The sequence below is a fragment of the Bradyrhizobium sp. Kon37 genome (genome assembly GCF_055807535.1).
This window is the reverse complement of the sequence record NZ_JBVVOY010000024.1, coordinates 50,947-65,615: the sequence shown is the minus strand read 5'-3', so window position 1 is coordinate 65,615 and position 14,669 is coordinate 50,947. Positions and strand designations below refer to the sequence as shown.

Here is a 14,669-nt window from a genome sequence, read left to right as displayed (position 1 = left end):
CCAGGGAACCCTTCACCCCGATCGTTGTCATGGCTCAACCACTGCACCCCGCCCATCCTGTATCGGACAATTCGCCCACTGCCGGTCGGATGCCGTTCGTGCTGCTGTTGGCGGGTGCCGGCGCCGGCGGCCTGGTCGTGCTCGGCGTGCTCGCGCTCTGGTTCCACTATGGCAGCCAGGTGTTCTTCGAAATGATCAGGACCGGTTTCGCCGCCTGCTTCTGACCCGCGACAGGAAGTTTTCCGCCCATGAGCTCCGCCGCCCGTCCGCTGGTGATCGCGACCGCCTTCGCCGCAAGCCTCATCCTCGGGCTGCTGATCGTATTCTGGGCCATGGGCGGGGTCAGCAAGGTGGCGCAGCCGGCCGCGATCGGCGGCCCGTTCCAGCTCACCGACCAGAACGGCAAGGCCGTCACCGACAAGAACCTCAAGGGCAAGCCGACCCTGATCTTCTTCGGCTACACCCATTGCCCCGACGTCTGCCCGACCTCGTTGTTCGAGATCTCGGAAGTGCTGCGCGCGATGGGCAAGGACGCCGACAAGGTCAATGCCGTCTTCATCTCGGTCGATCCCGAGCGCGATACGCCGGCCGCGATGAAGGATTATCTGTCGAGCTTCGACCCGCACCTCGAAGGCCTGAGCGGCGATCCTGCCGAGACCACCAAGGTGATCAGCTCCTACCGGGTCTACGCCAAGAAGGTCCCGACCAAGGACGGTGACTACACCATGGACCACACCGCGTTGATCTACCTGATGGACCGCGACGGCCGCTTCGTCTCGCCATTCAACCTGAAGCGCACGCCCGAAGAGGCCGCGGTGGACTTGAAGCGGTATCTGTAGGCTCGCTATTCGCCGCAATCCGCGCTCGCGTTCCCGGCCGGATGGGCTATAAGGCCCCCCGATCTCAACGAAATTCGTTCATTTTCAGCCGATGGCCCCATCGCAACAGGCGAAATCGTCCAAATCCGCCCGTGGCTTGCTGACCGGGCTGGTCGTCGGCGTCTGCCTGCTCGCGGGCCTGTCTGGCGCCAAGGCGCAGGCCCCGGCCAAGCAGCCCCCAACGGCGCCGCAAGCCTCACCCCAGGTCGCGCCGCAAGCCGCCCCGCAGGCGGTGCCGGGCTTCTGGGACCCGCGGCGGCGGCCGGAGCGGCCGGATTTGTCGCGCCTGACCGTGATCCGTTTCCTGACCGAGACTGATTATCCGCCGTTCAACTATACCGGCGCCGACGGCAATCCGGCCGGCTTCAACGTCGATTTCGCCCGCGCGCTGTGCGAGGAGATCAAGGTCACCTGCACGGTGCAGATGCGCCGCTTCGAGACGCTGGTGGACGCACTCGCCTCCAACCGGGGCGACGCCATCATCGCCTCGATGGCGGTGAGCCCGCAGCTCCGCGCCCGGGTCGACTTCACCGACCCCTATTACCGCGTGCCGGCGCGCTTCGCCTCGCGCAAGGACGCGGTGATGCCGGAGATCCGTCCCGAATATCTCGAGGGCAAGAAGGTCGGCGTCATCGCCGGCTCCGCGCATGAGGCCTATCTCAAGGCCATGTTCACCGACGCCGAGCTGCACCCCTATCCGAACGACGACGTCCTGCGCGGCGCCTTGCGCAAGGGCGAGGTCGACTTCATCTTCGGCGACGCCATCGCGCTCGCGTTCTGGATCAACGGCACCGATTCCGGCGATTGCTGCGCCTTCTCCGGCGGTCCGTTCGTCGAAAGCCGCTTCTTCGGCGAAGGCATCGGCATCGCCGTGCGCAAGGGCAACGACGTGCTGCGCCAGGCCCTGAACTGGGCGATGTTCCGCGTCTGGGAAAAGGGTCGCTACACGGATCTGTGGCTGCGGTATTTCTCGGTGAGCCCGTTCTAGTTTCGTGTGCCACTCTCAGTCCTCATCCTGAGGAGCTTGCGTAGCAAGCGTCTCGAAGGATGAAGGCCCCGCTGGTGGCCTCGCCCTTCGAGACGCGCGCGAAGAGCGCGCTCCTCAGGGTGAGGGTCTGACACCTATCCGCAAAATTGCATTCTGCCCGGAAATCGCTATTTTCCGCGCCCCGGAGGCCCCTTAGATGTCCGTTATCGATCTTGCCGCGAACCCGAGCGATCTGCGTGCGCTCGCCGAACAATCCAACGCCTGGCCGTTCGAGCAGGCGAAGGCCATTGTCGCGCGGCTGAAGAAAAGCCCGAAGGACGAGGTGCTGTTCGAGACCGGCTACGGCCCATCCGGCCTGCCGCATATCGGCACCTTCGGCGAGGTCGCGCGCACCTCGATGGTGCGGCACGCCTTCCATGTGCTGACCGAAAACAAGATCAGGACGCGCCTGCTCGCGTTCTCCGACGACATGGACGGGTTTCGGAAAGTGCCCGACAACGTCCCCAACAAGGAGATGCTGGCCGCGCATCTCGGCAAGCCGCTGACGCGCGTGCCGGACCCGTTCTCCAACGAGTATCCGTCGTTCGGACACCACAACAATGCGCGGCTGCGCGCCTTCCTCGATCATTTCGGCTTCGACTACGAATTCGCGAGCTCGACCGACTATTACACGTCCGGCCGTTTCGACGCGACGCTGCTCAAGATGCTGGCTGCCTACGACAAGGTGATGGCGATCATCCTGCCGACGCTCGGACCCGACCGCCGCGCGACCTATTCGCCGTTCCTGCCGATCAGCAAGACCACGGGTATCGTGCTGCAGGTGCCGATGATCCGCCGCGATGTCGCGGCCGGCACGGTGACCTATCTCGATCCCGATACCAACCAGGAAGTCGAGACGCCGGTCACCGGTGGCAACGTCAAGTGCCAGTGGAAGGCCGATTGGGCGATGCGCTGGGTGGCGCTCGGCGTCGATTACGAGATGGCCGGCAAGGATTTGATCGACTCGGTCAAACTCTCAGGCGCGATCGCGAGGGCGCTCGGCGCCACGCCGCCGGAAGGCTTCAACTACGAGCTCTTCCTCGACGACAAGGGCCAGAAGATCTCGAAGTCGAAGGGCAACGGGCTGACCATCGACGAATGGCTGCGCTACGCCTCGCCGGAATCGCTGTCGCTGTTCATGTATCGCGAGCCGAAGGCGGCCAAGCGGCTGTATTTCGACGTCATCCCGCGCAACGTCGACGACTACCAGCAGTTCATCGACGGCTTTGCCAAGCAGGACGCCAAGCAGCAGCTCGGCAATCCGGTCTGGCATGTCCACAGCGGCCATCCGCCGAAGTTCGACATGCCCGTCACGTTCCAGCTCTTGCTGACGCTGGTCTCGTCGTCGAACGCGGAGAATGCCGAGACCCTGTGGGGTTTCATTGGCCGCTATCGGCCCGGCGTGAGCCCGCAAACGCATCCCAAGCTCGATGCGATGGTCGGCTACGCCATCAATTATTATCGCGACTTCGTCGCGCCGACGAAGACGTTCCGCGAACCGACCGAGACCGAGCGCGCGGCGCTGCAGGATTTGCGGGATGCATTATCGCAGCTGCCGCAGGACGCCTCGGCCGAGGACATCCAGAACGTCGTCTACGAGATCGGCCGCCGCGAGCCGTTCCTCGATCAGGTCAAGAAGGGCAAGGACGGCCGTCCCGGCGTGACGCTCGACTGGTTCAACATGCTCTACCAGGTGCTGCTCGGCCAGGAAAAGGGCCCGCGCTTCGGCTCCTTTGTCGCGGTGTATGGCGTGCAGAACGCGGTGAACATGATCGACGGCGCGCTGGCGCGGAGTGCGTGACGCGACAGCTTCCGTTCTAGCGACCTCGTAGCCCGGATGAGCGTAGCGACATCCGGGACCGCCGGTGCGGCTAGCTAGCAAAAACCCCGGATGTCGCTTCGCTCATCCGGGCTACGGACCTTCGCCCGCAGCTCAGATCGACCGCAGCACGTAGCGCCGGTTGTCCTTCTGCACCGGGCGTGCGTTCATCGGATAGAGCTTTGCGAACGCGGCGACATCGGTGGCCGACACCTGGATCGGGTTGGTCAGCAGCAGCCATTCGACCACTTCTGAGCAGGGCGGCGTCGTCAGTGAGCCGGGATAGCGGAAGTAGCTGAGCTTCGTGGGCAGCATGGCGTGGGGATCGATGGTCGTATCCGCCTTCACGGCGGGGCCTTCGGCGGCCGGCATGGTCTTGACGATCTTGGCGAAGGCCGGGTTCGGCCTGCCCTCGGCCATCAGCACGCCGACCACGGCGAGCCCGCCGGCCTCGTTGCGATGGACGAAATGTGCCTCCATCGGAAAATTCTTGCCGCCGATCATGTGCTCGCTCGGCCGGTGGAAATGCACCTGGAGCAGCTTGTATTTGACGTCGCCGAGCGTGAGCGTGCTGCCCTCGGCGAAGTTGAGCTGGATCGTGTGCCCGTTGTTGATGATGGTGTCGGCGCTCTTGCCCCAGTTCAGCTTCAGCGCGGGCAATTGCGATTTGACCGTCGCCTCGATGTCGATCGGCGATTGTTGCAGGCCGACCGCGCAGGCTTTGTTGGCCGCGTCGAGATCGCCCCATTTGGCGCCGGCGCCTTCGTAGCTCCAATGCGCACCTTCGGCGGCGAAGGCCGGCTTGCAGAGCGGACAAAGCGCAAGACCCGCGAGGGCCTTCAATGCGTGACGGCGATTCATCATATTCCCCCTAACATGAATTTGCTTGGCAATTGGTGGCCGCAACCTATGCGAGAGAGATGCTGAGTCGCAAGGCTGCCCGCGGCGAATGCGGCGCGGCTGACGTCGTCGCCCGGTCACGACGCAGGCGAGACGCGATCACTGGCTCGCCCACACGATCCGCGCCATCCAGCCGACCTCGCTCGCCGTCATCCTGCGTTCGGCCTGAGAGGTATCGAGCGGCTGCAACTCCAGAGCTTTTGCCGTGCGGCGCTTCAGCGTCGCCACCGCCACCTCGCCCGTCTTGGTCTTCACCACCACGCGATCCCCTTTGCGGATCGGCGCGCCGAGGGCGACCAGGATGATGTCGCCGTCGCGATAGGCGGGCGCAAGCGCTTCGCCGGAAATCTGCAGCGCGAAGCTGTGGTTGCCCTCGACGTCGGGAAGGGCAAACTCGGTCCAGCCCTTGCCGGTGGGAAAGCCGGACTCGTCGAAGGCGCCGCTCGCGCCGGCCAGCGCGAATCCGAGCAGCGGCACCGAGCGGCCGCCGCCTGCCTCGTCGGCGACCAGCTTGGCAAAAATGTCGATCGAGGAATCTGCCGCCGCCAGCGCCTTCGCGATCGATTCGGTCGAGGGCCAGCGCTCGCGGCCGTCGGAGGTGACGCGCTTGGACTTGTTGAAGGTGGTGGGATCGAGCCCGGCGCGCTTGGCGAGGCCGGACGGCGACAGGCCGGCATGCGCCGCCAGCCGATCCAGCGCGCCCCAGATCTGGTCGTGGGTGAGCATCCTCTGCGCTTTGGCCTGCTTGACCATGGAAGGTCCAGCCCGTCGCAACTCAGGAAAACTATCCTCAAATCAATCGGTTTTCCGTTTTCGGTGCAAGAGGCGGCGTCTAAGTCTTGAGTTCGGCAGGGGTGGCCTTTACGGTCCCGCCCGGGATTTAACGATCCACGAGAGACGAAAATCCCCAGGAGACTCAAAGAGCTGTCTCCCCGGGCAAACAGGGCTGCGTAAGCGGTGGTCAAGATCTACAAAATCTGTCCGGCCTCGGCCTGGCGCGAGGCGGAACGGCAGGGTGTCTACCGCGGCAGCGCGGACGATTCGCGCGACGGATTCATCCATTTCTCGACCGCATCCCAGGTTCCCGAGACCCTGCAGAAGCATTATGTCGGGCAGCGCGCGCTGTTCCTGGTCGAGGTCGACGGCGATGCGCTCGGCAGCGCATTGCGCTGGGAGCGTTCGCGCAATGAGGAGCTGTTTCCGCATCTCTATGGCGAGCTCGATCTCGGCGCGGTGATTGCCGTGATCAACCTCAACACGCGCTCCGACGGCGGCCACGACGTTCCGGAGCTTGCCCCGTGATCCGCGCTTTCGACGCTCTCTCGCTGCCGGTGTTGCGTTGGCTCGATCCGGAGGATGCGCATCGCCTCGCGATCCAGGGCCTGCGCTTCCTGCCGCCGGGCAAGCCGCACGCTGACGATCCCAAGCTCGCGGTACGTGCGTTCGGGCTCAACTTCCCCAATCCGATCGGCATGGCCGCGGGCTTCGACAAGAGCGCCGAAGTGCCGGATGCGCTGCTGCGGCTCGGGTTCGGCTTCGTCGAGATCGGCTCGGTGACGCCGAAGCCGCAAAGCGGCAATCCGCGACCGCGGCTGTTTCGTCTGGAGCGCGACGAGGCCGTGATCAACCGCATGGGCTTCAACAATGACGGCGCGGAGACCGCCCTGCGCCGGCTCGCGGCGCGCGCGCAGCACGGCGGCATCGTCGGCGTCAATGTCGGCGCCAACAAGGATTCGCCCGATCGCGTCAATGATTACGTCAGGCTGATCGAGACCTTTGCGCCGGTCGCGAGCTATTTCACCGTCAACGTCTCCTCGCCGAACACGCCGGGCCTGCGTAATCTGCAGGAAGGCGCGCTGCTCGACGATCTCCTCGCCAGGGTGATCGACGCGCGCCAGCGGGTGCGCGAGAGCGCCGGCGACACGCCGGTGCTGCTCAAGATCGCGCCCGACTTGAGCCTCGCCCAGCTCGACGACGTCGTGCAGGTCGCGCGCTCGCGCCGGGTCGACGGCATGATCGTGTCGAACACCACGATCGCGCGGCCGAGCACGCTGCGCGAGGAGATGCGCGCCAAGGAACAGGGCGGCCTGTCCGGCCGGCCGCTGTTCCGGCTGTCGACGAGGATGGTCGCCGAGACCTATGTGCGCGTCGAGGGCGCATTCCCCCTGATCGGCGTCGGCGGCGTGGATTCGGGCGGCGCCGCGCTGACGAAAATCCGCGCCGGCGCGAGCCTGATCCAGCTCTATTCCTCGCTGGTCTACAAGGGCCTCGGCCTCGTCGACGAAATCAAGCGCGACCTCACCTCGACCCTATTGCGCACGGGGCGGGATTCTCTCTCCGAGATCGTCGGCTCCGACGCCGCCACGCTGACGGCGGAAGCCTGGCCGGGGATATAGCTCTTCGCCGCGTAGCCCGGATGGAGCGAAGCGCAATCCGGGATTCTATCCGCGGACGCGAAGGCCCCGGATTACGCTTTCGCTCCATCCGGGCTACAAGTTACAGCGACTGCTTCGAAAACGTCTTCCTGTACAGCGCCGGATAGCGCGCGGCCTGCAAGCCGCCGCGCGAGACGTAGGAGGCGATCAGGGCGCTCCACAGCCCGGCATTGCCGAACGATTGCAGCGCCCACCATGTGGCGAGGAAGATCGCGAGCGAGGCCAGCATCAGATTGCGCATCTCGCGCGCCCAGGTCGCGCCGATATAGATGCCGTCGAAGCCGAAGGCGAACACGCCGGGAATGGGCGCGAGCACGACGAACGGCAGGAATTCCCGGGCGCCGCGACGGACGGCTTCGCTCGCCGTCATGACATCGATCAAGTTCGGCCCGAACAGCGCGAACAGCGCGGACACGACCAGCGCGAAGCCGAGCCCCCATAGCAGCACCAGCCGGGTCGAATCCGCAAATCCCCTGGCGTCGCGTGCGCCGAGCGTACGGCCGCAAAGCTGCTGGGCTGCGTTGGCCAGACCATCGAGGAAGAAGGCGCTGACCAGCAGAAAATTGTTGAGCACGGAATTGGCGGCCAGCGTGACGTCGCCGGCCCGCGCGCCCTTGGCGGTGAAAAACAGAAACACGGCGATCAGCGCCGCGGTGCGGATCAGGATGTCGGAATTCACCGCCAGCAGCCGCATCAGCTTGGCCCGGTCGAACAGCTCTGCGTATGGCACCGCGAACCCGCCGTCCGCATAGCGGCGGCAGACGATCATGCCGAGCCCGAATCCGGCCGCTTCAGACAGCAGTGCGGCGATCGCAGCACCCGCGATGCCGGTGTCGTAGACCAGCACCAGCAGGATCGTCGCCGCCGCGTTTACGACATTGATGACGACCTGTAGCGCGAGCGCCGGATTAGCGCGGGCCTGGCCGACCAGCCAGCCGAGGATGACGTAGTTGGCGAGCGCGAGCGGCGCCGACCAGATCCGGATCACGAAGTAGGTTTTCGCCGCGCGCGTAACGCCTTCGCTGCCGCCCATCAGGTCGAACAGTATTGCCGCCAGCGGCAGTTGCAGCGCGATCAGGGCTACGCCGATCAGGCCCGCGACGATGAAGCCGCGCACCAGGATCGCGGTCAGCTCGCGCGTCTCGCCGGCGCCGAGCGCCTGCGCCGTGAAGGCGAGCGTGCTCATGCGCAGGAAGCCGAATAGCCAGAACAGGCAATCGAAGATGACGGACGCGATGGCGACGCCGCCGAGCAGCGCGGCATCGTCCAGCCGTCCGATCGCGGTGGTCGAGACCACACCGATCAGCGGCGTGGTGAGGTTCGCGACCATCGCGGGGCCTGCGATGGCGAAGACCTGACGGGAACCGATCTTCAAGTGAACGGGTGCGTGCATGTCAGAACACGAGCACCATGCCGTCTTCGGCGGCGAGATGGGCGATGTCGTCGAGGCGCGACAGCACGTCTTCGCTCATATGGGTGAGCACGAGGCGTTTTGCGCCGATGTCGGGAAGATGCTGTTCCAAGGTCTTCAGGCTGAGGTGATTCTTGACCACCTTCTCGTACATATAGGCCTCGGCGATGAAAAGGTCCGCGCCATGCGCCAGCGGAATGAGCGTCTCCGTCCATTCGGTATCGGCGCTGTAGGCCAGCGTGCGGCCTTCCGCTTCGATGCGATAGGCGAGGAACGGTCCGCCGGATTCCCCGTGCACGACGGGATAGGGCGTCACCGTCACCGCGCCGAAGCATTGGCTCTGCCCGGGCGCGAGCTCGACGACGGACAGCTCGAAGCGCTGTTTCGTCTTGGAGGAATGCTCGAACAGAGCCTCCATCACCTCACGCAGCCGCGTCTCGATGCCTTTGGGGCCGGCGATCGTGAGCGGCCGCGTCCGCCGCGAGAATTGTGCGTCGAGCAGGACAAACGGCAGCCCGGCAAAATGGTCGCCGTGGAAATGCGTGATCAGGATGAGATCGATCTCATTGCGGTCGATCTCGAGCCGCTTCAGCGCCGGCAAAGCCGACGCGCCGCAATCGATCAGGAAGTTGGCCTCGCGCCCCGAGACGTGGAAGCAGGTGTTGAGCCTGCCGCCCGATCCGAAGGCGTCGCCGCAGCCGACAAAGCGCAATTGCATCGGCTGCGGACCTCCAAAACCTTACCGGCCGCGCGGCGTGCCGAAAACACGCATTAGCAGCCAGATCGGGATCACGATGACTGCGCCGAGCAGGAAGTAGCGCCACAGCCAGTTCACGGTATCGAAGCCGAGATCCCACAAGCGCTGGAATAAGAGGCGAATGCTGTAGATGATATTCCAGGGATCGAAACCGACCGCCGCCAGCACGACGCCGACGAGGATCGAGAGCAGGACCAGGCGAAACGCGACCGCCAGCGGCGAGCCGCCGAGAAAGCGGTTCAGGCCATCACTGCGGCCGGCCGGCAAATCTCTGACGTCGTGGGCCATCTCAAACTCCTCAGGGGATTCGACCCTATCATAGGGCAAGGCGGGGGACATGGGGAACCCGCAACGGCGCGTCAATCGGCTTACGGGATTTTAATGCGGGCAAGCACACGCCCGGGGCTTTCAAGCCTCAATCTCCGCCGCCTCCGCTTTCAGCATCTTTTCCAGCGTTTCCAGCCGGTCGGCTTCCCGCGGCGGCTTGTCCCAGCGCAAGCGGCTGATGCGGGGAAAGCGCATCGCGACGCCGGATTTGTGCCGCGGCGAGCGCTGCAGCCCCTCGAAGGCGACCTCCAGCACCAGCCCCTTGTCCGGCTCGTGCACGACGTGGCGGACCGGGCCGAATTTTTCGGTGGTATTGCGACGCACGAAGCGGTCGATCTGGAGCAGCTCCTCGTCGGTGAAGCCGAAATAGGCTTTTCCGACCGGCACCAGCTCGTCACTGCCCGCGCCTGTGGTCCAGACGCCGAAGGTGTAGTCGGAATAGTAGGACGAGCGTTTGCCGTGGCCGCGCTGCGCATACATCAGCACGGCGTCGATGATGTGCGGATCGCGCTTCCATTTCCACCACTGTCCCTTCGGCCGTCCCGGCAGATAGGGTGCATCGCGCCGCTTCAGCATCACGCCTTCGACGGCGTCCGCGTCTTCGCCCGCACCAGCGCTCGCGGGATCGGCGCGTGCGGCGGTCAGCGCCTCCCAGCTTGCGAAGGGCACGGTGGGCGAGAGATCGATGCGGGGATCGTCGAGCTTGCCGATAAAGGTCTCCAGCCGTTCGCGGCGCTCCGCGAACGGTAGCTCGCGCAAATCGTTCTCGTCGTCGCCGAGCAGATCGTAGGCGCGCAGATGAATCGGAAACTCCTTGATCAGCTTCGGAGACACGACCTTGCGGTTGAGCCGCTGTTGCAGAACGTTGAAACTCTGCACGCGCCCTTCGCGCAGGATCAGAAGCTCGCCGTCGATGGCGCCTGGTAGCCGCAATGACGGGACCATGTCCGGAAAGCTGCCGGTGATGTCCTCTCCGGTGCGCGAATAGAGCCGCGCGGTGATGTGGCCGTGCTCGTCGCGGCCGGCCACCGCCTGCACGCGGATGCCGTCCCATTTCCATTCGGCGATGTAGTCGGCGGGATCGAGCGCGGCGAAATCAGTGTCTTCGATCGCGTGCGCCAGCATCACAGGGCGGAACGGCGCGGGATCGCGATTGACCGGCTTGTCGCCGCGGCCTTCCAGCCAGGCGAACAGGTCCAGATAAGGCGGCGCGAGACCGGGCCAGATCAGCTCGACCTCATGCGGGTCCTTGTCGCCGAGTGCCGCGGCCGCGGTCTTGGCCAGGCGCGCGGAGATGCCGATGCGCAATGCGCCAGTGACGAGCTTCAACAGCGCCCAGCGGCCGGTCTCATCCAGCTCGTCAAGCCAGCGTTCGAGCTGTTTTGGTAGCTCGGTCTTTCCGAGCGTGCGCAGCGTGGTGACGACCTCGGTCAGCGTCGGCGGCGGTGGATTGTTGTGGACACCCACGGCCTTCGGCCACATCAGCGCGATCGTCTCGGAGAGATCGCCCACATAGTCCCAGGATAGACCGAACAAGACCGGGTCAGTTCGCTGGGCGATAAGATCGCGCAGCAGAGAAGGTTTGGCGTGCTTGAAGCTCAGCGCGCCGGTCAGCGCGGCCAGCGCGTAGCCGCGATCGGGATCGGCGACCTCGCGAAAATAGCTGGTGATCAGCCGCAGCTTGTTGTTGCGGCCGGGCTCGTAGGCGAGGCGGTCGAGAAGTTCGGCGAAGCGGTTCATGCTTCGGCCTCGTCAGCGAGCGGGCTCTCGGTCTCCTCCTCGTCGCCATAGCCGACGAGATCGAGCGGCCGTGCCCGCAAACCCTTGCTTTGGCACCAGTGCACCAGCGCGTCTTCCTGGCCGTGGGTGACCCAGATCTCGCCGGCGCCGGTCGCGGCAATCGTGGCGGTGAGGCCGTCCCAATCGGCGTGATCCGAGATCACCAGCGGCAGCTCGATGCCGCGTTGGCGCGCGCGGGCGCGGACCCGCATCCAGCCGGAGGCGAATGCCGTGACGGGATCGGGAAACCGCCGGGTCCAGAGATCGGATGTCGCAGAGGGAGGCGCCAGCGTGATGGTGCCGGCAAGCGCCGCCTTCTTGACGCCCTTCACTGGCCGCAACTCACCGAGCTCGATCCCGCGGCTCTGATAGTAATGCGTGATCTTCTCCATCGCGCCATGCAGATAGATCGGCGCGTCGTAACCCGCCTGGCGCAGCAGTGCGATCACGCGCTGCGCCTTGCCGAGCGAATAGGCGCCAACGAGATGCGCGCGCTCCGGAAACAGCGCCACCGACGTCAGCAGCTTCTTGACCTCGTCGGCCGCATCGCCATGGCGAAACACCGGCAGGCCGAACGTCGCCTCGGTGATGAAGACGTCGCAGGATACCAGTTCGAACGGTGTGCAGGTCGGGTCGGGTGCATCCTTGTAGTCGCCGGAGGCGACGATGCAGGTGTCTTTGCAGCTGACCGCGACCTGCGCCGAACCGAGCACATGGCCGGCCGGATGAAACTTCACGCTGACGTCGCCGAGCCGGATCTCCTCGCCATAGCGGATCGCTTGCGTCGAGCCGGCAAAATTCTCGCCATAGCGCAGCCGCATCATGTCCAGCGTTTCCTGCGTCGCCAGCACCGCGCCGTGGCCGGCGCGGGCATGGTCGGAATGGCCGTGGGTGATCACGGCCCGCTCGACCGGGCGGACAGGGTCGATATGGAAGCCACCCGGCTTGCAGCATAGGCCGGCGGCAACTGGCAGCAGGATGTCTTGCGGACGCATGCCTGTTATATAGGTTGCGACCCCGCATCTTCGAGTCATCACCGCTTCGTTCCCTGGTTCCCCAATGCCCCTGCGCCTGTTCCTGACCTCCGGCGATCTCATGGCCGACCGCCGCTTCGAGTTCGCGCGCGACCTCCAGCTCAAGGGCGATCTGGCGGCCGCCGCCGACCTGCTGGAGCAGACCATCGAGCTTGCGCCGAATTTCACCTCGGCCTGGTTCACGCTCGGCGAAATCCGCGCGCAACTCGGCGAGCGCGACAAGGCGATTGCGGCCTTTCGCAAATCGCGCGAGTCCGACCCGAGCGATCAGCATGGCGCCCATTTGCATCTGATCCGCCTTGGCGACGCGCAATTGTCCGAGATGCCGAAAGCCTATGTGCAGGCCTTGTTCGATCAATACGCGCCGCGCTTCGAACACGTGCTGATCAACGATCTCGGCTATCGCGCGCCGTCGCTGATCTTCAAGGCGGTGGTGGCGGCCCGCGTCGCCGCGAAGAAGCCCGCCCTGTTCAAGCGCGCCATCGATCTCGGATGCGGGACGGGGCTCGCGGCTGCCGCCTTCGCAAAACAGGTCGACCAGTTCATCGGCATCGATCTGTCGCCCGGCATGGTCAAGGAGGCGCGCGCCACCGGCCTCTATGCCGAGCTCGACGTCGCCGACATGATCGAAGGCCTGCGCAGCAGGAGCGATGCGAGCGCAAACCTCGTCGTCGCGGCCGATGCGTTCGTCTATCTCCCCGATCTCGCCCCGGTGCTCGGCGAAACCAGGCGCGTGCTCGCGCCCGGCGGCGTGCTTGCGTTCACGCTGGAGACCCATGACGGCAGCGGCATCGTGCTCGGCGAAGGCCTGCGCTATGCCCATTCGGCGGAATATGTGCGCGATGCGATGGCGCAGGCCGGCTTCAAGCTCCTCACGTTGGAGCGGGCCTCGCCACGCACCGAGAACAACGAGCCGGTGCGCGGCCTCGTCGTGGTCGCCGAGAAAACTTGAGTCTAGGCGCTATATGCAGCGCTTTAAGCGTCATTGCGTCGCAAAGCCGTGACTTCCCACTTGCGAGCCGTGCGGCGATGCCAGCACAATGCGCGCACCAGGGAGAAACGAATAATGACGAAGAATCCATCGCGGCGCGATTTCAGCGCCGCCGCGCTCGCCACCATCGCGGCATCCACCTTGCCTGCGCCCTGCGTCTGGGCGGCGGAGAAGAAATACGATGCGGGGGCCAGCGACACCGAGATCAAGATCGGGCAGACCGTGCCGCATTCCGGCCCCGGCTCGCTCTACGGCGTGCTCGGGCGCATCGGCGAAGCCTATTTCCAGATGCTGAACGAGAAGGGCGGCATCAACGGACGCAAGGTCAAATTCCTCACCATGGACGATGCCTACAGCGCGCCGAAATGCGTCGAGGCGACGCGGCGCCTGGTCGAGCAGGAGGAGGTGCTCGCGCTCTATGGCTCGCTCGGCACCGCACCGCAGACCGCCGTGCACAAATACCTGAATTCGAAGGGCGTGCCGCAACTGCTGCTCAACACCGGCGCGTCAAAGTGGAATAACCCGACAGAGTTCAAATGGACGATGGCGGGCCTGCCGCTCTATCCGACCGAGGCGCGCATCCTGGCGCGGCACGTCGTCAGCGTGAAGCCGAACGCGAAGGTCGGCATCCTCTACCAGAACGACGATTTCGGCCGCGACTTCCTCGGCCCCTTCAAGAAGGTTCTGGAAGATGCCGGCGGCACCGCCAAGGTGATCATGGAGCAGACCTACGATCTCACAGATCCGACCGTCGATTCCCAGCTAATCAACCTCTCCAAATCGGGTGCGGACGTCTTCTACAACATCTCCACCGGCAAGGCGTCGTCGCAGTCGATCCGGAAAGTGGCCGAGCTCGGCTGGAAGCCGCTGCAGCTGTTGTCGGCCGGCTCGACCGGCCGCTCGATCCTCAATGCCGCGGGCCTCGAGAACGCCGCCGGCATCGTCGCCATCCGCTACAACAAGGAAGTCGGCCTGCCCAAATGGGAGAAGGACCCCGACGTGATGGCGTTCGAGGAGCTGCGCAAGAAGTACACGCCGGCGATCGATCAGGACAACACCATCGCCTTCGCCGGCTACGGCCAGGCCGTCACCATGGGCGAGATCCTGCGCCGCTGCGGCGACGAGCTCACCCGCGCCAACGTGCTGAAGCAGGCCTCCAACCTCAAAGGCTTCCACTCGCCTTATTTCCTCGACGGCGTCACCTACGACTACACGCCTGACGATTACACGCCGATGAAGACGCTCTTCATCTCCACCTTTACCGGCAAGGACTGGGACATCTCTGACAAGCCGATGTCGGAGTAGGGGGCG

15 protein-coding genes are annotated in these 14,669 nt (G+C 65.1%); 8 read left to right on the top strand and 7 right to left on the bottom strand.

The window, feature by feature from the left end; all coding sequences use genetic code 11:
• Positions 1-29 precede the first annotated feature (29 nt).
• From AC0L3J_RS30900 to AC0L3J_RS30885, 4 genes are all read left to right on the top strand, one after another.
• Positions 30-224 (top strand): hypothetical protein, encoded by a 195-nt coding sequence (locus AC0L3J_RS30900; protein WP_473349533.1) that lies wholly within the window; start codon positions 30-32, stop codon positions 222-224.
• 24 nt (positions 225-248) lie between these two features.
• A complete protein-coding gene (locus tag AC0L3J_RS30895) occupies positions 249-839 on the top strand; it encodes an SCO family protein (protein ID WP_473349532.1) in 591 nt (196 codons plus the stop codon).
• 91 nt (positions 840-930) lie between these two features.
• Positions 931-1,866 (top strand): transporter substrate-binding domain-containing protein, encoded by a 936-nt coding sequence (locus tag AC0L3J_RS30890; protein WP_473349531.1) that lies wholly within the window; start codon positions 931-933, stop codon positions 1,864-1,866.
• A gap of 196 nt (positions 1,867-2,062) precedes the next feature.
• Positions 2,063-3,706, top strand: a complete 1,644-nt coding sequence (locus tag AC0L3J_RS30885; RefSeq protein ID WP_473349530.1) for a lysine--tRNA ligase — start codon at positions 2,063-2,065, stop codon at positions 3,704-3,706.
• Positions 3,707-3,838: 132 nt separating this feature from the next.
• On the opposite strand, the gene AC0L3J_RS30880 is transcribed toward AC0L3J_RS30885, so the two are convergent.
• The gene (locus AC0L3J_RS30880; RefSeq protein WP_473349529.1) at positions 3,839-4,585 is read right to left on the bottom strand and encodes a carbonic anhydrase; all 747 of its coding nucleotides are present in this window, start codon (positions 4,583-4,585) and stop codon (positions 3,839-3,841) included.
• Between the two features lie 138 nt (positions 4,586-4,723).
• On the bottom strand, positions 4,724-5,377 hold the full coding sequence (locus AC0L3J_RS30875) for a S24 family peptidase (RefSeq protein WP_473349528.1): 654 nt from the start codon (positions 5,375-5,377) through the stop codon (positions 4,724-4,726).
• A gap of 204 nt (positions 5,378-5,581) precedes the next feature.
• Here AC0L3J_RS30875 and AC0L3J_RS30870 point away from each other — a divergent pair, with 204 nt between their 5' ends.
• Positions 5,582-5,926: a DUF952 domain-containing protein gene (locus AC0L3J_RS30870; protein WP_456766500.1), complete on the top strand. Its 345-nt coding sequence runs from the start codon at positions 5,582-5,584 to the stop codon at positions 5,924-5,926.
• Positions 5,923-7,020, top strand: a complete 1,098-nt coding sequence (locus tag AC0L3J_RS30865; RefSeq protein WP_473349527.1) for a quinone-dependent dihydroorotate dehydrogenase — start codon at positions 5,923-5,925, stop codon at positions 7,018-7,020. Before AC0L3J_RS30870 ends, AC0L3J_RS30865 begins: the two co-directional genes overlap by 4 nt.
• 100 nt (positions 7,021-7,120) lie before the next feature.
• Here the strand turns inward: AC0L3J_RS30865 and AC0L3J_RS30860 are convergent, their stop codons facing one another.
• From AC0L3J_RS30860 to AC0L3J_RS30840, 5 genes are all read right to left on the bottom strand, one after another.
• On the bottom strand, positions 7,121-8,452 hold the full coding sequence (locus AC0L3J_RS30860) for an MATE family efflux transporter (protein ID WP_473349526.1): 1,332 nt from the start codon (positions 8,450-8,452) through the stop codon (positions 7,121-7,123).
• A 1-nt stretch (position 8,453) separates the two neighbouring features.
• Positions 8,454-9,188: an MBL fold metallo-hydrolase gene (locus AC0L3J_RS30855; protein WP_473349525.1), complete on the bottom strand. Its 735-nt coding sequence runs from the start codon at positions 9,186-9,188 to the stop codon at positions 8,454-8,456.
• A 21-nt stretch (positions 9,189-9,209) separates the two neighbouring features.
• Positions 9,210-9,515, bottom strand: a complete 306-nt coding sequence (locus AC0L3J_RS30850) for a DUF6460 domain-containing protein (RefSeq protein WP_473349524.1) — start codon at positions 9,513-9,515, stop codon at positions 9,210-9,212.
• 120 nt (positions 9,516-9,635) lie between these two features.
• On the bottom strand, positions 9,636-11,294 hold the full coding sequence (locus tag AC0L3J_RS30845; RefSeq protein ID WP_473349523.1) for a cisplatin damage response ATP-dependent DNA ligase: 1,659 nt from the start codon (positions 11,292-11,294) through the stop codon (positions 9,636-9,638).
• Positions 11,291-12,328: a ligase-associated DNA damage response exonuclease gene (locus tag AC0L3J_RS30840; RefSeq protein ID WP_473349522.1), complete on the bottom strand. Its 1,038-nt coding sequence runs from the start codon at positions 12,326-12,328 to the stop codon at positions 11,291-11,293. The genes AC0L3J_RS30845 and AC0L3J_RS30840 overlap by 4 nt, the downstream gene beginning before the upstream one ends.
• 64 nt (positions 12,329-12,392) lie before the next feature.
• Here AC0L3J_RS30840 and AC0L3J_RS30835 point away from each other — a divergent pair, with 64 nt between their 5' ends.
• Complete coding sequence (locus AC0L3J_RS30835) at positions 12,393-13,319, top strand: class I SAM-dependent DNA methyltransferase (protein WP_473349521.1); 927 nt, start codon at positions 12,393-12,395, stop codon at positions 13,317-13,319.
• 114 nt (positions 13,320-13,433) lie between these two features.
• On the top strand, positions 13,434-14,663 hold the full coding sequence (locus tag AC0L3J_RS30830; protein ID WP_473349520.1) for an ABC transporter substrate-binding protein: 1,230 nt from the start codon (positions 13,434-13,436) through the stop codon (positions 14,661-14,663).
• Positions 14,664-14,669 lie beyond the last annotated feature (6 nt).

Coding starts and splice junctions, on each gene's coding strand:
- AC0L3J_RS30830 (WP_473349520.1), top strand. CDS start 13,434: ATGACGAAGAATCCATCGCGGCGCGATTTCAGCGCCGCCGCGCTCGCC.
- AC0L3J_RS30860 (WP_473349526.1), bottom strand. CDS start 8,452: ATGCACGCACCCGTTCACTTGAAGATCGGTTCCCGTCAGGTCTTCGCC.
- AC0L3J_RS30855 (WP_473349525.1), bottom strand. CDS start 9,188: ATGCAATTGCGCTTTGTCGGCTGCGGCGACGCCTTCGGATCGGGCGGC.
- AC0L3J_RS30885 (WP_473349530.1), top strand. CDS start 2,063: ATGTCCGTTATCGATCTTGCCGCGAACCCGAGCGATCTGCGTGCGCTC.
- AC0L3J_RS30845 (WP_473349523.1), bottom strand. CDS start 11,294: ATGAACCGCTTCGCCGAACTTCTCGACCGCCTCGCCTACGAGCCCGGC.
- AC0L3J_RS30835 (WP_473349521.1), top strand. CDS start 12,393: ATGCCCCTGCGCCTGTTCCTGACCTCCGGCGATCTCATGGCCGACCGC.
- AC0L3J_RS30890 (WP_473349531.1), top strand. CDS start 931: ATGGCCCCATCGCAACAGGCGAAATCGTCCAAATCCGCCCGTGGCTTG.
- AC0L3J_RS30840 (WP_473349522.1), bottom strand. CDS start 12,328: ATGCGTCCGCAAGACATCCTGCTGCCAGTTGCCGCCGGCCTATGCTGC.
- AC0L3J_RS30880 (WP_473349529.1), bottom strand. CDS start 4,585: ATGAATCGCCGTCACGCATTGAAGGCCCTCGCGGGTCTTGCGCTTTGT.
- AC0L3J_RS30895 (WP_473349532.1), top strand. CDS start 249: ATGAGCTCCGCCGCCCGTCCGCTGGTGATCGCGACCGCCTTCGCCGCA.
- AC0L3J_RS30900 (WP_473349533.1), top strand. CDS start 30: ATGGCTCAACCACTGCACCCCGCCCATCCTGTATCGGACAATTCGCCC.
- AC0L3J_RS30850 (WP_473349524.1), bottom strand. CDS start 9,515: ATGGCCCACGACGTCAGAGATTTGCCGGCCGGCCGCAGTGATGGCCTG.
- AC0L3J_RS30875 (WP_473349528.1), bottom strand. CDS start 5,377: ATGGTCAAGCAGGCCAAAGCGCAGAGGATGCTCACCCACGACCAGATC.